Origin of the sequence: Lactiplantibacillus sp. 7.2.4 (assembly GCF_018991185.1) — a bacterium.
Lineage (GTDB): Bacteria > Bacillota > Bacilli > Lactobacillales > Lactobacillaceae > Lactiplantibacillus > Lactiplantibacillus pentosus.
In genome coordinates this window covers 1-16,606 of the sequence record NZ_JAGYGS010000012.1, presented here as the reverse complement: position 1 = coordinate 16,606, position 16,606 = coordinate 1, and the positions used below count along the sequence as shown (strand labels likewise).

The 16,606-nt window shown below is 46.8% G+C and carries 12 protein-coding genes; 11 read left to right on the top strand and 1 reads right to left on the bottom strand.

What is annotated here, in order from left to right; all coding sequences use genetic code 11:
* Positions 1 to 21: 21 nt before the first annotated feature.
* The 7 genes from dprA (at position 22) to KGF70_RS05980 (ending at position 8,624) form a co-directional block, all read left to right on the top strand.
* On the top strand, positions 22 to 888 hold the full coding sequence (gene dprA / locus KGF70_RS06010; RefSeq protein ID WP_216767788.1) for a DNA-processing protein DprA: 867 nt from the start codon (positions 22 to 24) through the stop codon (positions 886 to 888).
* Between the two features lie 88 nt (positions 889 to 976).
* Positions 977 to 3,124, top strand: a complete 2,148-nt coding sequence (gene topA / locus KGF70_RS06005) for a type I DNA topoisomerase (protein ID WP_050338609.1) — start codon at positions 977 to 979, stop codon at positions 3,122 to 3,124.
* 277 nt (positions 3,125 to 3,401) lie between these two features.
* Positions 3,402 to 4,727 carry an FADH(2)-oxidizing methylenetetrahydrofolate--tRNA-(uracil(54)-C(5))-methyltransferase TrmFO gene (trmFO, locus tag KGF70_RS06000; protein WP_216767787.1) on the top strand — a complete coding sequence of 442 codons (1,326 nt, stop codon included), beginning with the start codon at positions 3,402 to 3,404 and terminating at the stop codon, positions 4,725 to 4,727.
* Between the two features lie 87 nt (positions 4,728 to 4,814).
* On the top strand, positions 4,815 to 5,759 hold the full coding sequence (gene xerC, locus KGF70_RS05995) for a tyrosine recombinase XerC (RefSeq protein WP_050338611.1): 945 nt from the start codon (positions 4,815 to 4,817) through the stop codon (positions 5,757 to 5,759).
* Entirely contained in the window at positions 5,743 to 6,285 is a 543-nt protein-coding gene (gene hslV, locus KGF70_RS05990; RefSeq protein ID WP_003638820.1) for an HslVU peptidase proteolytic subunit, read from the top strand. Before xerC ends, hslV begins: the two co-directional genes overlap by 17 nt.
* Before the next feature lie 15 nt (positions 6,286 to 6,300).
* Entirely contained in the window at positions 6,301 to 7,719 is a 1,419-nt protein-coding gene (hslU, locus tag KGF70_RS05985; RefSeq protein WP_050338612.1) for an ATP-dependent protease ATPase subunit HslU, read from the top strand.
* 26 nt (positions 7,720 to 7,745) lie between these two features.
* The gene (locus KGF70_RS05980; protein WP_216786419.1) at positions 7,746 to 8,624 is read left to right on the top strand and encodes an aldose 1-epimerase family protein; all 879 of its coding nucleotides are present in this window, start codon (positions 7,746 to 7,748) and stop codon (positions 8,622 to 8,624) included.
* Positions 8,625 to 8,816: 192 nt separating this feature from the next.
* Here KGF70_RS05980 and plsY read toward each other — a convergent pair whose 3' ends face one another.
* Positions 8,817 to 9,443: a glycerol-3-phosphate 1-O-acyltransferase PlsY gene (plsY, locus tag KGF70_RS05975; protein ID WP_216767785.1), complete on the bottom strand. Its 627-nt coding sequence runs from the start codon at positions 9,441 to 9,443 to the stop codon at positions 8,817 to 8,819.
* Positions 9,444 to 9,914: 471 nt separating this feature from the next.
* Between plsY and parE the strand changes: the two genes are divergently transcribed.
* From parE to KGF70_RS05955, 4 genes are all read left to right on the top strand, one after another.
* On the top strand, positions 9,915 to 11,921 hold the full coding sequence (parE, locus tag KGF70_RS05970) for a DNA topoisomerase IV subunit B (protein WP_003638815.1): 2,007 nt from the start codon (positions 9,915 to 9,917) through the stop codon (positions 11,919 to 11,921).
* A 13-nt stretch (positions 11,922 to 11,934) separates the two neighbouring features.
* Positions 11,935 to 14,385 carry a DNA topoisomerase IV subunit A gene (gene parC / locus KGF70_RS05965; protein WP_216767784.1) on the top strand — a complete coding sequence of 817 codons (2,451 nt, stop codon included), beginning with the start codon at positions 11,935 to 11,937 and terminating at the stop codon, positions 14,383 to 14,385.
* Positions 14,386 to 14,568: 183 nt separating this feature from the next.
* Positions 14,569 to 15,531, top strand: a complete 963-nt coding sequence (locus tag KGF70_RS05960) for a LysR family transcriptional regulator (RefSeq protein WP_003638813.1) — start codon at positions 14,569 to 14,571, stop codon at positions 15,529 to 15,531.
* Positions 15,532 to 15,553: 22 nt separating this feature from the next.
* On the top strand, positions 15,554 to 16,483 hold the full coding sequence (locus KGF70_RS05955) for a manganese-dependent inorganic pyrophosphatase (RefSeq protein ID WP_216767783.1): 930 nt from the start codon (positions 15,554 to 15,556) through the stop codon (positions 16,481 to 16,483).
* Positions 16,484 to 16,606: the final 123 nt, after the last annotated feature.

Here is a 16,606-nt window from a genome sequence, read left to right as displayed (position 1 = left end):
TGACTCAGAGGAGTGGCAAACATGCAACTACGTAGTTTATTAATTCGGCTTCAACTGGCTCACGGCATCGGTTATGCTGGGATGGTGCGAGTGCTCCAGGCTTGTCGACGACGGCAAACGGTGGTGACCGACCCACAACAGCTCAGTCAGATTGCCCAGCTAACGGCTAGTCGCCGGTCCCGGTTTATCGCGGATTGGCAAGCGGCTGACTTTCAGCACCGCTTAAAACGGCACGCCCAGGTCGATATTTTGACGATTTTGGATGCCGATTATCCACCCGCCTTACTGGAAGGCTACCAACCACCACTCGTGTTATTTTTGCGTGGCCACCGGGAGCTATTAGCGAGTCGCCAATTAGCGGTGGTCGGGGCCCGGCAAGCAACGGGCTATGCTGAACGGGCGGTCAAGCACTTACTAGCACCATTGGCGACAGACCCGGTGACGATCGTGAGTGGTTTGGCCAAGGGGGCGGATGGATTAGCTCACCGCGCCGCCTTACAATTCCACTTACCAACGATTGCGGTCATCGGGACGGGACTAGATATTAGTTACCCCCGTCAACACTCGGAATTGCAAGAACAAATCGCCCGAGCTGGTTTAGTAGTCAGCGAGTACCCTTTAGGCGTTGGTCCGGAACCATACCACTTTGTTGCCCGCAATCGTATAATCGCCGGTCTGTGTCAAACGCTGATTGTGGTGGAAGCCCAGGCCCACTCGGGTAGCTTGATTACTGCCAACATAGCGTTACAGAACAATCGTAACGTGCTCGCAGTACCTGGACCAATCGACGCGCCGTACTCGGTTGGCTGCAATGAATTGATCGTCGCGGGAGCCAAACCAGTCTTAAATTCGCGACATATAATAGAAGAGTTTTTACCAAAAATTTGACAAGCCGTTTTTTTTGAAATATGATTACAGGGATTTCTTAAAGTGATATTTATAATAATGATAACGAAACCTGTAAGGAGCTGATCGAGTGGCTGCAAGTACAACGAAAGCCAAACCGGCGGCAAAGCGGAAAACCGCAACTAAGACCGCTACTAAGCGGAAAAGCAAAACTCCCGCTAAAAAATTAGTGATTGTGGAATCACCTTCCAAAGCAAAAACGATTGAAAAGTATTTAGGCCGTTCTTATAAGGTCGTTGCTAGTCTGGGCCATATTCGGGATTTACCGAAGAGCAAGATGGGCGTCGACGTTGATAATGAATACGAACCGCACTATATTTCGATTCGTGGTAAGGGCGATGTGATCAAGAGTTTACGGAAAGAGGCCAAAAAAGCTAAAGCCGTCTACCTCGCATCTGACCCGGACCGTGAAGGAGAAGCGATTGCCTGGCACTTGTCCTATTTATTGGGCTTGGACCCTAAGGACAAGAACCGCGTCGTGTTCAATGAAATTACCAAGGATACGGTCAAAAATGCGTTCAAAGAACCACGTTCGATCGATATGGACCTGGTGGATGCGCAACAAGCCCGGCGAATTTTAGACCGGCTAGTCGGGTATTCAATCAGTCCATTGTTGTGGAAAAAAGTCAAAAAGGGCTTATCGGCGGGCCGGGTCCAGTCGATTGCCCTAGACTTGATTATTCAACGTGAAAATGAAATTAAAGCGTTCAAGCCGCAAGAATACTGGACGATCGACAGTGAGTTCCAGAAAGGCCGTTCCAAGTTTATGGCCAGTTTTTATGGCACTCACGGTAAGAAGCAAGCCTTAGACGATAACGACGCTGTTCAGAAGATTCTGGGCCAACTTGACCGTCAAGGTGACTTCAATGTCGTGAAGGTCGTTAAGAAGGAACGCAAACGGTTCCCAGCCCCGCCATTTACGACCTCAACCATGCAACAAGATGCGAACCGTAAGTTGAACTTCCGAACCCGAAAGACAATGATGGCGGCACAGCAATTGTATGAAGGTATCAACGTTGGTGGTAAGGAAGGCAGCGTTGGGCTGATCACTTACATGCGGACTGACTCGACGCGGATCTCTTCGATTGCCAAACACGAAGCTTCCCAGTTCCTGCATAAGGAATACGGCGCTGAATATGCGGCCACCAAGCCAGTCAAGGGCAAGTTGCCAGAAGGCGCGCAAGATGCCCATGAAGCGATTCGGCCATCTTCCGTCTTCCGGACCCCGGCTAGCATCAAGGACTATTTGACTAAGGACCAATTCCGCTTATACCAATTGATTTGGTCGCGGTTTGTGGCTAGTCAGATGACGCCAGAAGTGCTCGACACGATGGCGGTTACGATCGACCAAAATGACGTCCAGTTCCGTGCTAATGGGTCCAAGACTAAGTTCGCGGGGTTCACGAAGATCTATGATAAGACTGAAAAGAACAACGTCTTACCCGATTTGAATGAAGGCGACGTGGTCAAGTTATCTAAGACTGACCCCCAACAACACTTTACTCAGCCACCAGCACGTTATTCTGAAGCCAACCTGATCAAAGCGTTGGAAGAAAACGGTGTCGGCCGGCCATCAACCTACGCCCCAACGCTGGATACGATTCAACGCCGCTACTACGTGAAGTTAGAAGCCCGGCGATTCGTCCCAACTGAACTGGGTGAAATCGTCAATGACATCATTCAGGAATACTTCCCAGATGTCGTTAACGTCGGTTTTACCGCCAGTTTAGAAGAACAGTTGGATGCCACGGAAGAAGGCAAGGAGAACTGGGTCAAAGTCGTGGATAGTTTCTATAAGCCGTTCTCTAAAGAGGTTGCGACGGCCGAAGAAAGTATGGAAAAGATCCAGATCAAAGACGAATTGGCCGGCTTCAATTGTGATATCTGTGGCGCCCCAATGGTCGTTAAGATGGGCCGTTACGGCAAGTTCTTTGCTTGCTCACGCTTCCCAGATTGTCGCAATACGAAGCCAATCGTCAAGGAAATCGGGGTCGTTTGTCCGCAATGTAAGCAGGGTCAAGTCATCGAACGGAAGTCGAAGAAGAACCGGATTTTCTACGGTTGCTCACGCTTCCCTGACTGTGACTTTGTCTCGTGGGACAAACCAGTTGGTCGCGATTGTCCAAAGGATGGTCACTACTTGGTCGAAAAGAAGGTCAAGGGTGGCAAACAAGTCTTGTGTCCAAATGGCGATTACAAAGAAAATGTACAAAAGTAAGGATTTTGAAAAGGTCATCTGCGGATGATCTTTTTTTGCGAGCTGAATATGAACGATTTGTGTTTAATGATGATTATTGTTTGCAATATCACGAGAATAGCAGGTGTTTTCTCGGTAAAACACTTGCCACGAACAATTAAAGTTCGACTTTTAGTGAATTGAATCGCTCGCAACGTTTATGACCAGCCAGCGTGATTGCTTGTATTCAGCTAGCTTCTCAGGTATGATGACTTCAATACTATCAACGGTATGATCACTAAGAAAAGAGGAATTCTGGATGGCATCAACACCAACAGTAAACGTTATCGGCGCCGGACTAGCAGGTTCGGAGGCCGCTTGGCACATCGCCAATATGGGCGTCAACGTTCGTTTATACGAAATGCGCCCAAGCAAAATGACTCCCGCACACCACACGGCACAATTCGCGGAGTTAGTCTGCACCAACTCATTACGTGCGAACCAACTCGCTAATGCGGCGGGACTTTTGAAAGCTGAAATGCGGCAAATGGATTCAATCGTCATGCAAGCGGCTGAACATCACGCCGTGCCAGCCGGGGGCGCGTTAGCCGTCGACCGTGATACGTTCTCAGCTGAGATTACTGAAGCGATTACCGCGTTACCAAATGTCGAAATTATTAATGAAGAAATCACCATTTTACCAGATGGCATCACCGTGGTGGCGACCGGGCCATTAACGGCGGCCTCACTAGCGAAGTCGATCCAAGCTTTCAATGACGAAGACGACCTGCACTTCTTTGATGCGGCTGCGCCAATTTTGACTAAAGATTCGATCGATATGGATAAGGTTTATCTGAAGTCACGTTATGACCGTGGCGAAGCGGCTTACCTGAACTGCCCAATGACGGAAGAAGAATTCAATGTCTTCTACGACGCTTTGATCCATGCGGAAATGGCAGAAGCCCATGACTTTGAAAATTCGGATGTCTTCGAAGGCTGCATGCCAATCGAAGTCATGGCTCAACGCGGTCGTCAGACGATGCTGTTCGGACCGCTTAAGCCGGTGGGGTTGGAAGATCCAAAGACCGGGAAGCAGCCGTTCGCTGTTGTTCAATTACGCCAAGACGATGCGACAGGGGCCCTGTACAACATCGTGGGTTTCCAGACGCATTTAAAATGGGGCGAACAAAAACGGGTCTTCTCGTTGATCCCAGGCCTGGAAAACGTCGAATTTGTCCGCTATGGTGTCATGCATCGCAATACCTTCATGAAGTCACCGAAACTGTTGTTACCAACGTATCAGACACAACAACGGGCTGATCTGTTCTTTGCGGGGCAAATGACTGGTGTGGAAGGTTACATTGAAAGTGCGGCAAGTGGGATCGTCGCCGGGACCAACGCGGCTCGTTTAGCCCTCGGACTGGAACCCCTAGTTTTCCCAACGGATACGATGATGGGTGCAATGGCCCATTACATTACGCATACCAATGCGAATAATTTCCAGCCGATGAACGCTAACTTTGGAATTATGCCGAAATTAAGTCAACGGATTCGCGACAAGCGTGAGCGCAACACGGCGATTTCAGAACGCGCGTTAGCTGATTTGGCAACGTTCAAAGACGAAACCTTGACCGTTAATAACTAATCATTAATATTTGCACCTAATTATCAGGGCGCATAATTGTGTTTTCCTCCATACTTTGCTAAAGTAGCAACGTATGGAGGTTTTTGTATGGAGACAGATTATTTGGCCCTTTTTTTGAAATACGTGCGGGTCGAACGGCAATATTCAGAAGAGACCGCCGCAGCTTACCGGGAAGATATTCAAGCTTTTAATGATTTCTTAACGGCAAACGGCGGCGCGAAAGCGTATACTGAAGTTGACCGGTTGGATGTCAATGTTTATTTGAGTCACCTATATGACCGGCATTTGACGCGGAATTCGATTGCTCGTAAAGTGTCAAGCTTACGGTCGTTCTATAACTTTTTAGTTAAGAACGATTTAGCGCAATTGAATCCGTTTGTCTACGTGCAACTAAAAAAACACGCCGCGCGCTTACCCCGGTTCTTTTATCAAAAAGAATTGGACGTGCTCTTCAAAACCGTCTATGCGGATGACAGTATCATGGGCGCTCGTAATGCCGCCTTGCTTGAAGTCTTGTACGGGACTGGTATCCGGCTGAGTGAATGCGTCGATCTGCAATTAAGCGACATCGACTATGACCTCAAAATGATGTTGATTCGTGGGAAGGGCGACAAGGAGCGTTACGTGCCATTTGGCCGTTACGCTGCCGCCGCCCTGCAACACTATCAAACTGTCTGTCGGCAACCTGTGATGGAAAAGTATGGTCAGACCCATCAAACCGTGTTTATCAACCGGCACGGGGGCCCAATCACGGGCGGTGGCATCGAATACGTGCTTAATCAAATCGTGAAAAAGAGCAGTTTGACGGCGGATATTCATCCGCATATGTTGCGGCATACGTTTGCGACCCAGATGCTGAACAATGGGGCGGATCTCCGGACCGTACAAGAACTATTGGGGCATACGAGCTTGTCGACGACGCAAATATACGCGCACGTGACTAAGGAACACTTACAACAAGATTATCGTCAATTTTTCCCACGAGCCACGCGGGAATCGACAAAGGAGACTGAACATGACAACGAAATTTGAAGCAACAACGATCTGTGCCGTTCGTCAAAACGGCCATAATGCTATGGCTGGTGATGGCCAAGTGACGATGGGTGAAAAAGTCGTCATGAAGGGGACGGCGCACAAGGTCCGTCGTATTTACAATGACCAAGTTGTCGTTGGCTTTGCGGGCAGTGTCGCGGATGCTTTTAACCTCGAAGATCGTTTTGAAAAGAAACTCAACGAATTTTCTGGTAACTTACAACGGGCTGCCGTTGAATTAGCACAGGAATGGCGTAGCGACCAAGCCCTCCAAAAATTGGAAGCTTTGTTGATCGTTATGAACAAAGACGACATGCTACTGGTTTCAGGGAGCGGTGAAGTCATTACGCCGGATAACGACGTGCTGGCCATCGGTTCTGGTGGTAACTTTGCCTTAGCAGCGGCGCGGGCAATGCAGTTGCATGCCAAGGACATGAGCGCAAAAGAAGTTGCTGAAGCAGCGATCCACATCGCTGGTGACATCGATATCTTTACGAACCATAACGTTATTTCAGAAACCTTGTAAGGTGGGAGGAAACTCATGGAAGAAATCAATAAGACACCCAAACAAATCGTCGCTGCGCTGGACAACTATGTGATTGGTCAAGGCCAAGCTAAGAAAGCCGTTGCCATCGCTTTGCGCAACCGTTATCGGCGGATGGAACTGTCTGCTGAAATGCAAGAAGAGATCACACCTAAAAACATGCTGATGATTGGACCAACCGGGGTCGGTAAAACGGAAATTGCGCGGCGGTTAGCTAAAATCGTGCACGCGCCTTTCGTCAAGGTCGAAGCGACCAAGTTTACTGAAGTCGGCTATGTTGGTCGTGACGTGGAATCGATGGTGCGTGACCTCGTTGACGTCGCAATTGAAATGGAAAAGCAACAAGCTTATTCTGGCGTTCGGGCCAAGGCGGTCCAAGCTGCGGATAAGCGCCTCGTTAAGCTGTTAGTGCCCGCACAAAAGAAACAGGCCAAGCAAAACGGCAATGAATTCCAAAACATGATGAACATGTTTACCCAGATGCAGAATGGCCAAACACCGGACATGAACGAATCATCGAACGAAGAAGTGACGGATGATGTTCGTAACCAACGCTTATCCGTGGCTGATCAGCTCAAGAGCGGTCGCTTAGAACAATCCGAAGTCACGATTGAAATGGATGATCCACAACAGGCTGCTGCTGGTAGCAATAACATGTTGGGCCAAATGGGCATCGACTTGGGTGATAGCTTAGGTGCCTTAATGCCGAAGAAGCGCATCAAGCGGACAATGCCAGTTGCAGAAGCTCGTGAGATCTTAGTGCGTGAAGAATCTGAAAAATTAGTCAATAATGCGGATATTTATCACGACGCGATTGTCCGTGCCGAAAATACCGGGATTATTTTTATTGATGAAATTGATAAGATTACCAAGGGCGGCCAACAGGGTTCTGGTGAAGTTTCACGTGAAGGCGTTCAACGCGATATCTTACCAATCGTTGAAGGTTCTCAAATCTCAACCAAATACGGGCCAATCAACACTGATCACATCCTGTTTATTGCTTCTGGTGCCTTTGCCGAAAGTAAGCCTAGTGATCTGATTGCTGAATTACAGGGTCGTTTCCCAATTCGGGTCGAACTTGACGACTTGAGCCAAGCAGACTTCGTTAAGATTTTAACGGAACCGAAGAACGCGTTGATCAAACAATATATTGCCTTGATCGGTACAGACAATATCAAGGTGACCTTCACGATCGAAGCGATTGAAGCCATTGCCTCGATCGCCTACAAGGTCAACCATGAGACGCAAAATATCGGTGCGCGGCGTTTGCATACCATTCTTGAAAAATTGCTTGAAGAATTGCTGTACGAAGGCCCAGATATGGAAATGGGTGAAGTGACGATCACGGAAAATTACGTTAACGAGCGTATCGGCAATATTGCACAGGATAAGGACCTTAGTCGCTATATCTTATAATATAATCAAAGGGGGCGTTGACACGGATGACAGTCGTATTAAAGAATCAATATCTGACCGTTTCAATCAATGAAGCGGGGGCCGAATTAAGTAGTGTAAAGTCAAATGATGGCATCGAATATATGTGGCAAGCGGATAAGAAATATTGGGGACGGCATGCACCCGTCCTGTTTCCAATCGTCGGCCGCTTGAAAGATGACCAGTATACCGTTGCCGGTCAAGCTTATCACATGGGCCAACATGGTTTTGCACGGGACAACGATTTCTCCGTCGTGAACCAAACGGACACGACGGCAACCTTGGAATTGACTGATACCAGTGCAACCCGGGCGATGTACCCGTATGCATTTCGGTTACGTCTGATTTATACGTTGACGGATCATGAATTGACCGTTAACTATAACGTGCATAATCCAGCCAACCAGGAATTGCTATTTGCAGTCGGGGGACATCCCGCTTTTAATGTGCCGCTAGCGGATCCTAATGGGGACTTGGCGGATTACCGGATTCGAGTGGCGCCACGCCAAGTTTACTCACATATTCCATTGAAGGCACCGCTGAATGATGCGGCCAATGCGGATGAGTTAGATTTGACGAAACCACTTGAACTGAACCGCGAATTGTTCAAAGATGATGCCGTTATTTTGGCTCTAGATCATCATGAGACGACTTTAATGCTGGAAACGGATTTAGATGATCATGGGGTGGCGATGACGATTGAAGACGCACCGTACGTCGGCATGTGGTCACCATACCCCGCAGAAGCGCCATTCGTCTGCTTAGAGCCATGGCGGGGCATCGCGGATAACGTGGACAGCGATGGCCAATTAAGCCATAAGATGGGCATTAATCGCCTTGGTTCGAATAAGACGTTTGATGCGAAATATGACATTAGTTTCTTTTAGCAAAGTTAGATAACGCACTAAAAAGACCAACGAATCTCAATTTGTTGGTCTTTTTAGTGTGGCATGACAATCAAGTATACTGTAACTTCTTACTTTAACTAAAATTAAAAAACAACTCAAAAACACAGCACCTAGCTTACCACGTGCAAAACAAAAAGGCCACACGCAATTGTGTGACCTTTAAATCCTAATTTATTTGCGATTAGCGCGTTGCTGGCGGCGCCAACCAATCCCAAAATGGACCAGTGACTCAGTCCCGTTTTTAATTCGAGCAATGTTGCTGCGATGCCGGTAAAAAATGAAGCATGTCAGGACAAGTGCCACCACGGAAAGTAGCCAGTCTTGATAATAAAAGATGGCAATTAAGGTGACGATTGGAAATGCCGTCATACTGGCGACACTCACCATACTGGTTGTGTAGACTAAGATGAACATGATGACACTCGCAATCAGGAAGAACTCCCAATTGTAGGCAAGCAGAATACCGGCACTGGTTGCGACGGCTTTACCGCCCTTGAAGCCAATGTAAATCGAAAAGGTGTGCCCCAGGATGGCGGCTAATCCGATCAAAAGGGTGTAGCGATTAGCCATATGAAATAAGAGCGTCGGTTGAAGTGCTGCAATTGTGCCTTTCAAGATGTCCATTGCCATGACGATCGTCCCAGCAGTCGGCCCTAACACGCGATACGTATTGGTCGTGCCAATATTGCCGCTTCCAGCTAAGCGGATATCAGTTTGAAAGAATAGCTTGCCAATGATGACACCCGAAGGAATCGAGCCGATTAAGTAGGCAACGATCAGCATAATTAATGTTTTCAAAATTGGTTCCTCCTGCAATAGAATCACTCAATATTTTAGCATTCTTTTGATGATTGTGGGACTAAATCGATTTAAAAAAATAATAGAATGTGCTGGAATTATGAAAATAAAATGATTTTTTGATAATTTTTAATTGGATAAATGCCGGTGATTCAGGCTTTTAAAGCGCCTACAGCCAAATTAGCCGCGCATTTTAAGAACTTGTCGTGAATCACAATAAGTTTATTCATTGAACTGGCGCTTAGAATCAACATGAGGTAAGCTAGTAAGTGGCATTAATTTTATGGCGTGCACGAACATATGTTTGCTAAACGGATTAATTAAGTGTATGCTAACAGATGACAAGCCAGCAGATAAGATTTAAAAAGACAACTGTCGCTTGACAAGTTCAGCATCGGTGGACTATTTTAAAACGGTTACCGTTGCTCGACTGAATGGGACAGATGATAAAATTCAAAAGGAGTTGTGAGAATGGCCAAGAAAAGCCCAAAATATGATGATTCTTCAATCCAGGTGCTTGAAGGATTAGAAGCCGTTCGGAAGCGTCCCGGAATGTATATTGGTTCCACGGACGGCCGCGGACTCCATCACCTAGTTTATGAAATTGTTGATAATGCGGTCGATGAGGCGTTAGCCGGTTATGGGAAAGAGATTAACGTCACGATTCACGCAGATAACAGTATTACCGTCGTTGACCATGGTCGTGGAATGCCAGTCGGGATGCATGCTTCCGGTATTCCAACCCCTGAAGTTATTTTGACGGTCCTCCACGCGGGCGGTAAGTTTGGTCAAGGGGGCTACAAGACGTCTGGGGGCCTTCACGGCGTCGGCGCGAGCGTGGTTAATGCGCTTTCGTCTGAGTTAACTGTCACGATCATCCGTGATGGCTATCGATACGTGGAACACTTTAAGGACGGTGGTCATCCAGTTGGGACCCTTGAAAAGAAGGGCAAGACGAACAAACCAACTGGGACGACGATGACGTTTAAGCCCGATGCCAGCATCTTTACGACGACCGTTTATAATTTTCAGACGTTAGCTGAACGGCTTCGTGAGTCAGCCTTCTTGTTGAAAGGCGTTAAGATCACGTTAACTGACGAACGAGAAAACCAGGAACAAGAACTGGTTTTCCACTACGAAGATGGTATCAAAGCGTTTGTCAGTTACCTCAACGAGGATAAAGATACGCTTGGTGACATCATGTTCTTTGATGGCACTAAAGAAGGCGTGGAAGTGGAAGTCGCCGCACAATACAACGACGGCTACTCCGAAAACTTGTTATCATTCGTTAACAACGTGCGGACGCCAGATGGTGGGACTCATGAAGTTGGGTTCCGGAGCGCCTGGACCAAAGCATTTAACGAATACGCCCGTAAAGTCGGCCTGTTAAAGGATAAGGATAAAAATCTTGAAGGCTCCGACGTGCGTGAAGGGTTATCGGCAGTTATTTCGTTGCGTGTGCCCGAAAATCTACTGCAATTTGAAGGTCAAACCAAAGAAAAACTGGGCACTCCAGAAGCCCGGACGATCGTTGACAATATCGTGAGCGAGCAGTTGCAATTCTTCTTGATGGAAAATGGCGAATTTGCGCAGATGCTGATCCGTAAGTCGACCAAAGCAAGGCAAGCTCGCGAAGCCGCACGCAAAGCCCGCGATGAGAGCCGGAATGGTAAACGCCGTCACAAGCAAGAACGGTTGCTATCCGGAAAGCTAACGCCTGCACAATCCAAGAACGCGAAGAAAAATGAATTGTTCCTCGTCGAAGGGGATTCAGCCGGTGGTTCTGCCAAACAAGGCCGTGACCGTAAGTTCCAAGCAATTTTACCGTTACGTGGTAAAGTGTTAAATACAGAAAAGGCCAAACTGGCAGATATTGTTAAAAATGAAGAAATCAACACGATGATTTACACGATTGGTGCGGGGGTTGGTCCAGAATTCGATATCAAGGCCAGCAACTACGACAAAGTCATCATCATGACCGATGCGGATACCGATGGTGCCCATATTCAAATTCTGTTATTGACCTTCTTCTACAAATACATGCGGCCAATGATCGATGCAGGCAAAATCTACATCGCCTTACCGCCACTGTATCGATTACAGAAGCGGCAGAATAAGCAAATGCGGACCGAATATGCTTGGACCGATGAAGAATTGACACTTAAGACCAAGACGTTCGGCAAGGGCTATGCGCTGCAACGGTATAAGGGTCTTGGTGAAATGAACGCAGAACAACTGTGGGAAACCACGATGGATCCTGAAAAGCGGACGTTGGTACGGGTTCGTATTGACGATGCAGCGTTAGCCGAAAAACGGGTCACGACCTTGATGGGTGATAAAGTGGAACCTCGTCGTAAATGGATCGAAAGTAACGTTCAATTTACGTTAGATGAGGATGGCTCATTACTTGATAATGAAGCCGTTTCATCCGCCCATCAGCAAGCTGACGAAGAGTTAGCACAACAATTAAAGCATTAGAGGAGGTCGTATAATGGCAACAGAACAGCCAAAAATTCAAGAATTAACGCTTGAAGACGTCATGGGCGACCGCTTCGGCCGTTATTCTAAGTATATTATTCAAGAGCGGGCACTTCCTGACATTCGTGATGGCTTAAAACCGGTTCAACGCCGGATTCTATACGCGATGAATCAGGATGGCAATACCTTTGATAAGGCCTTCCGTAAGTCTGCTAAGTCAGTTGGGAACGTCATGGGTAACTTTCACCCCCATGGTGATTCGTCAATTTACGAAGCAATGGTGCGTCTGAGTCAGGATTGGAAGCTACGAGAACCACTCATCGAGATGCACGGGAACAATGGGTCGATGGACGGTGACCCGGCCGCTGCCATGCGGTATACCGAGGCTCGTTTGAGTAAAATTTCGGGTGAAATGCTCCAAGACATCGATAAAAAGACCGTTGATATGGTCCTGAACTTCGATGATACCGAGTATGAGCCAACCGTGCTACCAGCGCGGTTCCCGAACTTATTGGTGAACGGTGCAACTGGGATTTCAGCCGGTTATGCCACTGAAATTCCACCGCACAATCTGAGTGAAGTCATCGACGCGATTTTGTTCTTGATGAATCATCCCAAGGCGAGTCTGGAAGACTTGATGGACTTTGTGAAGGGGCCTGATTTCCCGACTGGCGGGATTATCCAAGGCTTGGCTGGTATCAAGCAAGCTTACGAAACTGGTCGTGGTCGCATCGTTGTCCGGTCGCAGACGAAAATCGTGCCACTCAAGGGTAATAAGTCCCAAATCGAAGTTTCTGAGATTCCTTATGAAGTCAACAAAGCGCAACTCGTTAAGAAAATTGACGAGATTCGCATCTTAAAGAAGATCGAAGGAATTGCTGAAGTTCGCGATGAAAGTGACCGTAAAGGCCTCTCAGTCGTGATTGAATTGAAGCGCGATGTTAACGCGGAAGGTATTTTGACTTACTTGCTCAAAAACACCGACTTGCAAATCACGTATAACTTCAACATGGTGGCTATCTATCATCAACGTCCTGAACACGTTGGACTGAAGACGATTTTATCGGCCTACTTAGAACATCAGCGCGACGTCATCACTCGTCGGACCAAGTTTAACTTGCAAAAGGCAGCTGATCGTCAGCATATCGTTCAAGGGCTGATCAAAGCGATGTCGATTCTGGATCAAGTTATCAAGACGATCCGGGGCAGCAAGGATAAAAAAGACGCCAAGCAGAACTTGGTCAGTCAATTTGATTTCACTGAAATTCAAGCTGAAGCCATCGTCACGATGCAACTATACCGCTTGACGAATACCGACGTGACCCAGTTGGAAAAGGAAGCTGCGGACTTAGCTAAGTCGATTGAAACTTATCAATTGATTCTGGCTGAACCCAAAGAACTCGATAAGGTATTGCGGCGGGAACTAAAGGCCGTTCAAAAAGCCTATCCAACCAGTCGTTTGACCGAAATTCAAAATGAGATTCAAGAGTTGAAGGTCAAAACCGAAGTGGTCATTCCACAAGAAGATGTCGTCGTGATGATTAGTCATGATGGCTATATCAAACGGACTAGTTTACGCTCCTATTCGGCTTCTGAACCTGATGATAATGGACTCAAGGACGAAGATTATCCCATCTATTTGGCTAAGAATAGTACGTTAGACCATTTGATGATGTTCACAAATATGGGCCATCTGATCTATCGGCCAGTCTATGAGATTTCAGATGCCAAGTGGAAAGATACTGGCGAGCATATTTCGCAGACGATTGGGCTTGCGGACAACGAACGCATTACTTGGGTCTACAGTTTTGAAAATCTGAAAGCCACCGGTAAGTTCTTAGTTGCTACTAGTGACGGTTACATTAAACAGACGGCGTTTGCGGACTACACCCCTGGTCGGACGTATAAGACCCGCGCCAGTCAATTTATCAAACTGAAATCAGACGATGCGAGTGTCGTCACGGTCGATTATCTGCCTGCTGCACCAACTGGAACTTTAGTGCTAGTCACGCAACACGGCTATGGCTTACGTTACGATTTAAGTGAAGTGCCAACGATTGGTGCCAAAGCAGTCGGCGTTAAGTCAATGGATCTTCGCGACGATGCCATCGTTCGTGCGACGATTGCCAATGAAACCGACTTGTTAGACATGATTACGCAGCGCGGTTCATTTAAGAAAATGAAGGTCGCAGATATTCCAGTCACCAGTCGTGCACGTCGTGGGGTTCAAGTCTTACGTGAATTGAAGAGTCATCCGCACCGGGTCGCTGATTACGTCTTAGTGGCTGCTGATGCAAGTGGCGTGGCCCTCGATGTCTTGACAGACCGGGGCAAGCACCATTCGATTTTAAGCGATGATCATCCGGTCAGCGCACGGTATTCAAACGGGTCCTTCGTGGTCGATACCGATACAGAAGGGGAACCCGTTGCAATGCAAGTTCACCCAATTCCGTTAACTGTTTAGTTGCCAATGCGAATGCTTGCACGTTAATCCGTATTCGATTAAGATAAAGTTATGGCAATGTAAAAGATTATGAATTAGTTAAGCTTTATTTACCGATAACAACCGCTTGCTTTCACCATGAATCTTGTATAAAATTATAGGTATCATAAGATGGCGATAAGAAGAAAGGATCAGGTAAAATTCATGAAGACAACTCAAGAAAGTATTTTCTCCTCGAAAACGTTAACGTATTTCTTGCAATTAGCCGAAACAATGAATTACACACAGGCTGCTCAAATTTTGGGTATTACGCAACCAGCGTTGACGCAACAAATTAAAAAGTTGGAACGCACGGTTGGGGCCCCATTATTCTATTCAGTGGGTAAGAAGTTACGACTCTCTGATGCGGGTTACACCATGTTAAATGCCACACACAGTATTTACGATGTCCTGAACAAAGCGACCGACGAGATTCAACAAACGACCAGCGCCACCCAAGGAACGATTAATATTGGGGTGCTGGCTTCAATTGAAGATCACGTGTTTGAAGACTTTGCAATCAAGTATTATGAAGCCAATCCAAATGTCATTATTTCGCTACACATGTTGACCCGCAAAGAAATTTGGGAACGACTAGAAAATAACCGCATTGATTTGGCCGTCATGTATTTGCCTGACGAAAGCATTAAAAACTGGAAGCCATACCAATCGAAGAAGATTATTCAAGACGAATTGCTCTTCATTTCGGGTGACCCCAAGTTAGCTAAGAAGAAGCGGATCAAGTTCAAGGATACGACGCTCAGTCCATGGGTCACTTATCCAGAGAACTACTATTTGGATCAAGTGGTGAAGGAATCCTACAAGAACCAGCTCGCTGATTTACCAACTGCAGCAGCTCGGTTCACGACACCACAACAGATCTACCGGTTCGTTGCGGCAACGACCAACACGAACACGGCATTACCAAATTCATTCATGGTTGCGAACCCAGCGACTGACAAGTTACACACGCTGTCATTTGAACCAGCAATCAAGTTTGATTTGAACTTCGTCTTCCGTAAAGATAAGGACCAAATTCCACGGATCAAGAACTTCTTGGACGAATTTGATGCTTACTTACGGGCTGAAGATTATATTTCACGGTTACAAAAAATTAATCAAAAATAAGTTTTAAGGGAGTTTTGTGCTAATGAGTAAGGAATTAATTTTTGGACACCAAAATCCTGATACCGACGCAATCGTGGCGGCAAAGGCATTCTCATATTTCGAAAATAAAATGGGTGCGGATACTGAAGCCGTTGCATTGGGCGAACCCAATGAAGAAACCCAATTTGTTTTGGATCACTTTGACGAACCAGCACTGCGGGTCATCACTAAAGCTAGTGACGAAGTTGATAGTGTCATGCTTGTTGACCACAACGAACCACAACAAAGTGTCAGTGATATTGCCGACGTTACGGTGAGTCACGTGGTTGATCATCACCGGATCGCCGGTTTTGAAACCGCACAACCATTATTCTATCGTGCCGAACCACTTGGCTGCTGCAGCACGGTTATCTACAAGCTGTTCCAAGAAAACGACATTGAAATTCCTGCTAAGTTGGCCGGTTTGATGCTTTCTGCCATCATCTCCGACACCTTATTATTGAAGTCACCAACGACGACTGAAACTGATGTCGCCGTGGTTAAGGACTTAGCTAATATTGCTGATATCGATTATGAAACTTACGGTTTAGCAATGCTTAAGGCTGGGACTAACCTTGATAGCAAGTCAGAAAAAGAATTAATCGATGCCGATGCTAAGTCATTTGAAATGGCTGGTTCAACGGTACGTGTCGCTCAAATCAACACGGTTGATTTAGATGATGTTTTCAAGCGTCAAGCAGCCTTAGAAGATGCTGCTAAAGCTGAAAATGCCAGTGACGGCTATGACTTGTTCTTGATCCTTGCCACTAACATTTTAGATAGCAATTCCGAATTGTTAGTCGTTGGGGGCCCAACAGAACCCGTTGAAAAGGCCTTTGGTAAGACGATTGCCAACAATCGTTTAAGCTTACCAGGTGTCGTTTCACGGAAGAAGCAAGTTGTCCCACAATTAACGGACGCATTCAACGCCTAAGCTAATCGGGATAAAATCTGAATAGTGACTAAAGAAGCTGCCAGTTTTGGGAGCTTCTTTTTTGCAGTGCGCCCGGCATGGGTGATAACTAGGCGGTGCAAGTCCGCTGTGGGCCGTAGTAGT

Coding starts and splice junctions, on each gene's coding strand:
- dprA (WP_216767788.1), top strand. CDS start 22: ATGCAACTACGTAGTTTATTAATTCGGCTTCAACTGGCTCACGGCATC.
- trmFO (WP_216767787.1), top strand. CDS start 3,402: ATGGCATCAACACCAACAGTAAACGTTATCGGCGCCGGACTAGCAGGT.
- xerC (WP_050338611.1), top strand. CDS start 4,815: ATGGAGACAGATTATTTGGCCCTTTTTTTGAAATACGTGCGGGTCGAA.
- hslV (WP_003638820.1), top strand. CDS start 5,743: ATGACAACGAAATTTGAAGCAACAACGATCTGTGCCGTTCGTCAAAAC.
- hslU (WP_050338612.1), top strand. CDS start 6,301: ATGGAAGAAATCAATAAGACACCCAAACAAATCGTCGCTGCGCTGGAC.
- KGF70_RS05980 (WP_216786419.1), top strand. CDS start 7,746: ATGACAGTCGTATTAAAGAATCAATATCTGACCGTTTCAATCAATGAA.
- parE (WP_003638815.1), top strand. CDS start 9,915: ATGGCCAAGAAAAGCCCAAAATATGATGATTCTTCAATCCAGGTGCTT.
- parC (WP_216767784.1), top strand. CDS start 11,935: ATGGCAACAGAACAGCCAAAAATTCAAGAATTAACGCTTGAAGACGTC.
- KGF70_RS05960 (WP_003638813.1), top strand. CDS start 14,569: ATGAAGACAACTCAAGAAAGTATTTTCTCCTCGAAAACGTTAACGTAT.
- KGF70_RS05955 (WP_216767783.1), top strand. CDS start 15,554: ATGAGTAAGGAATTAATTTTTGGACACCAAAATCCTGATACCGACGCA.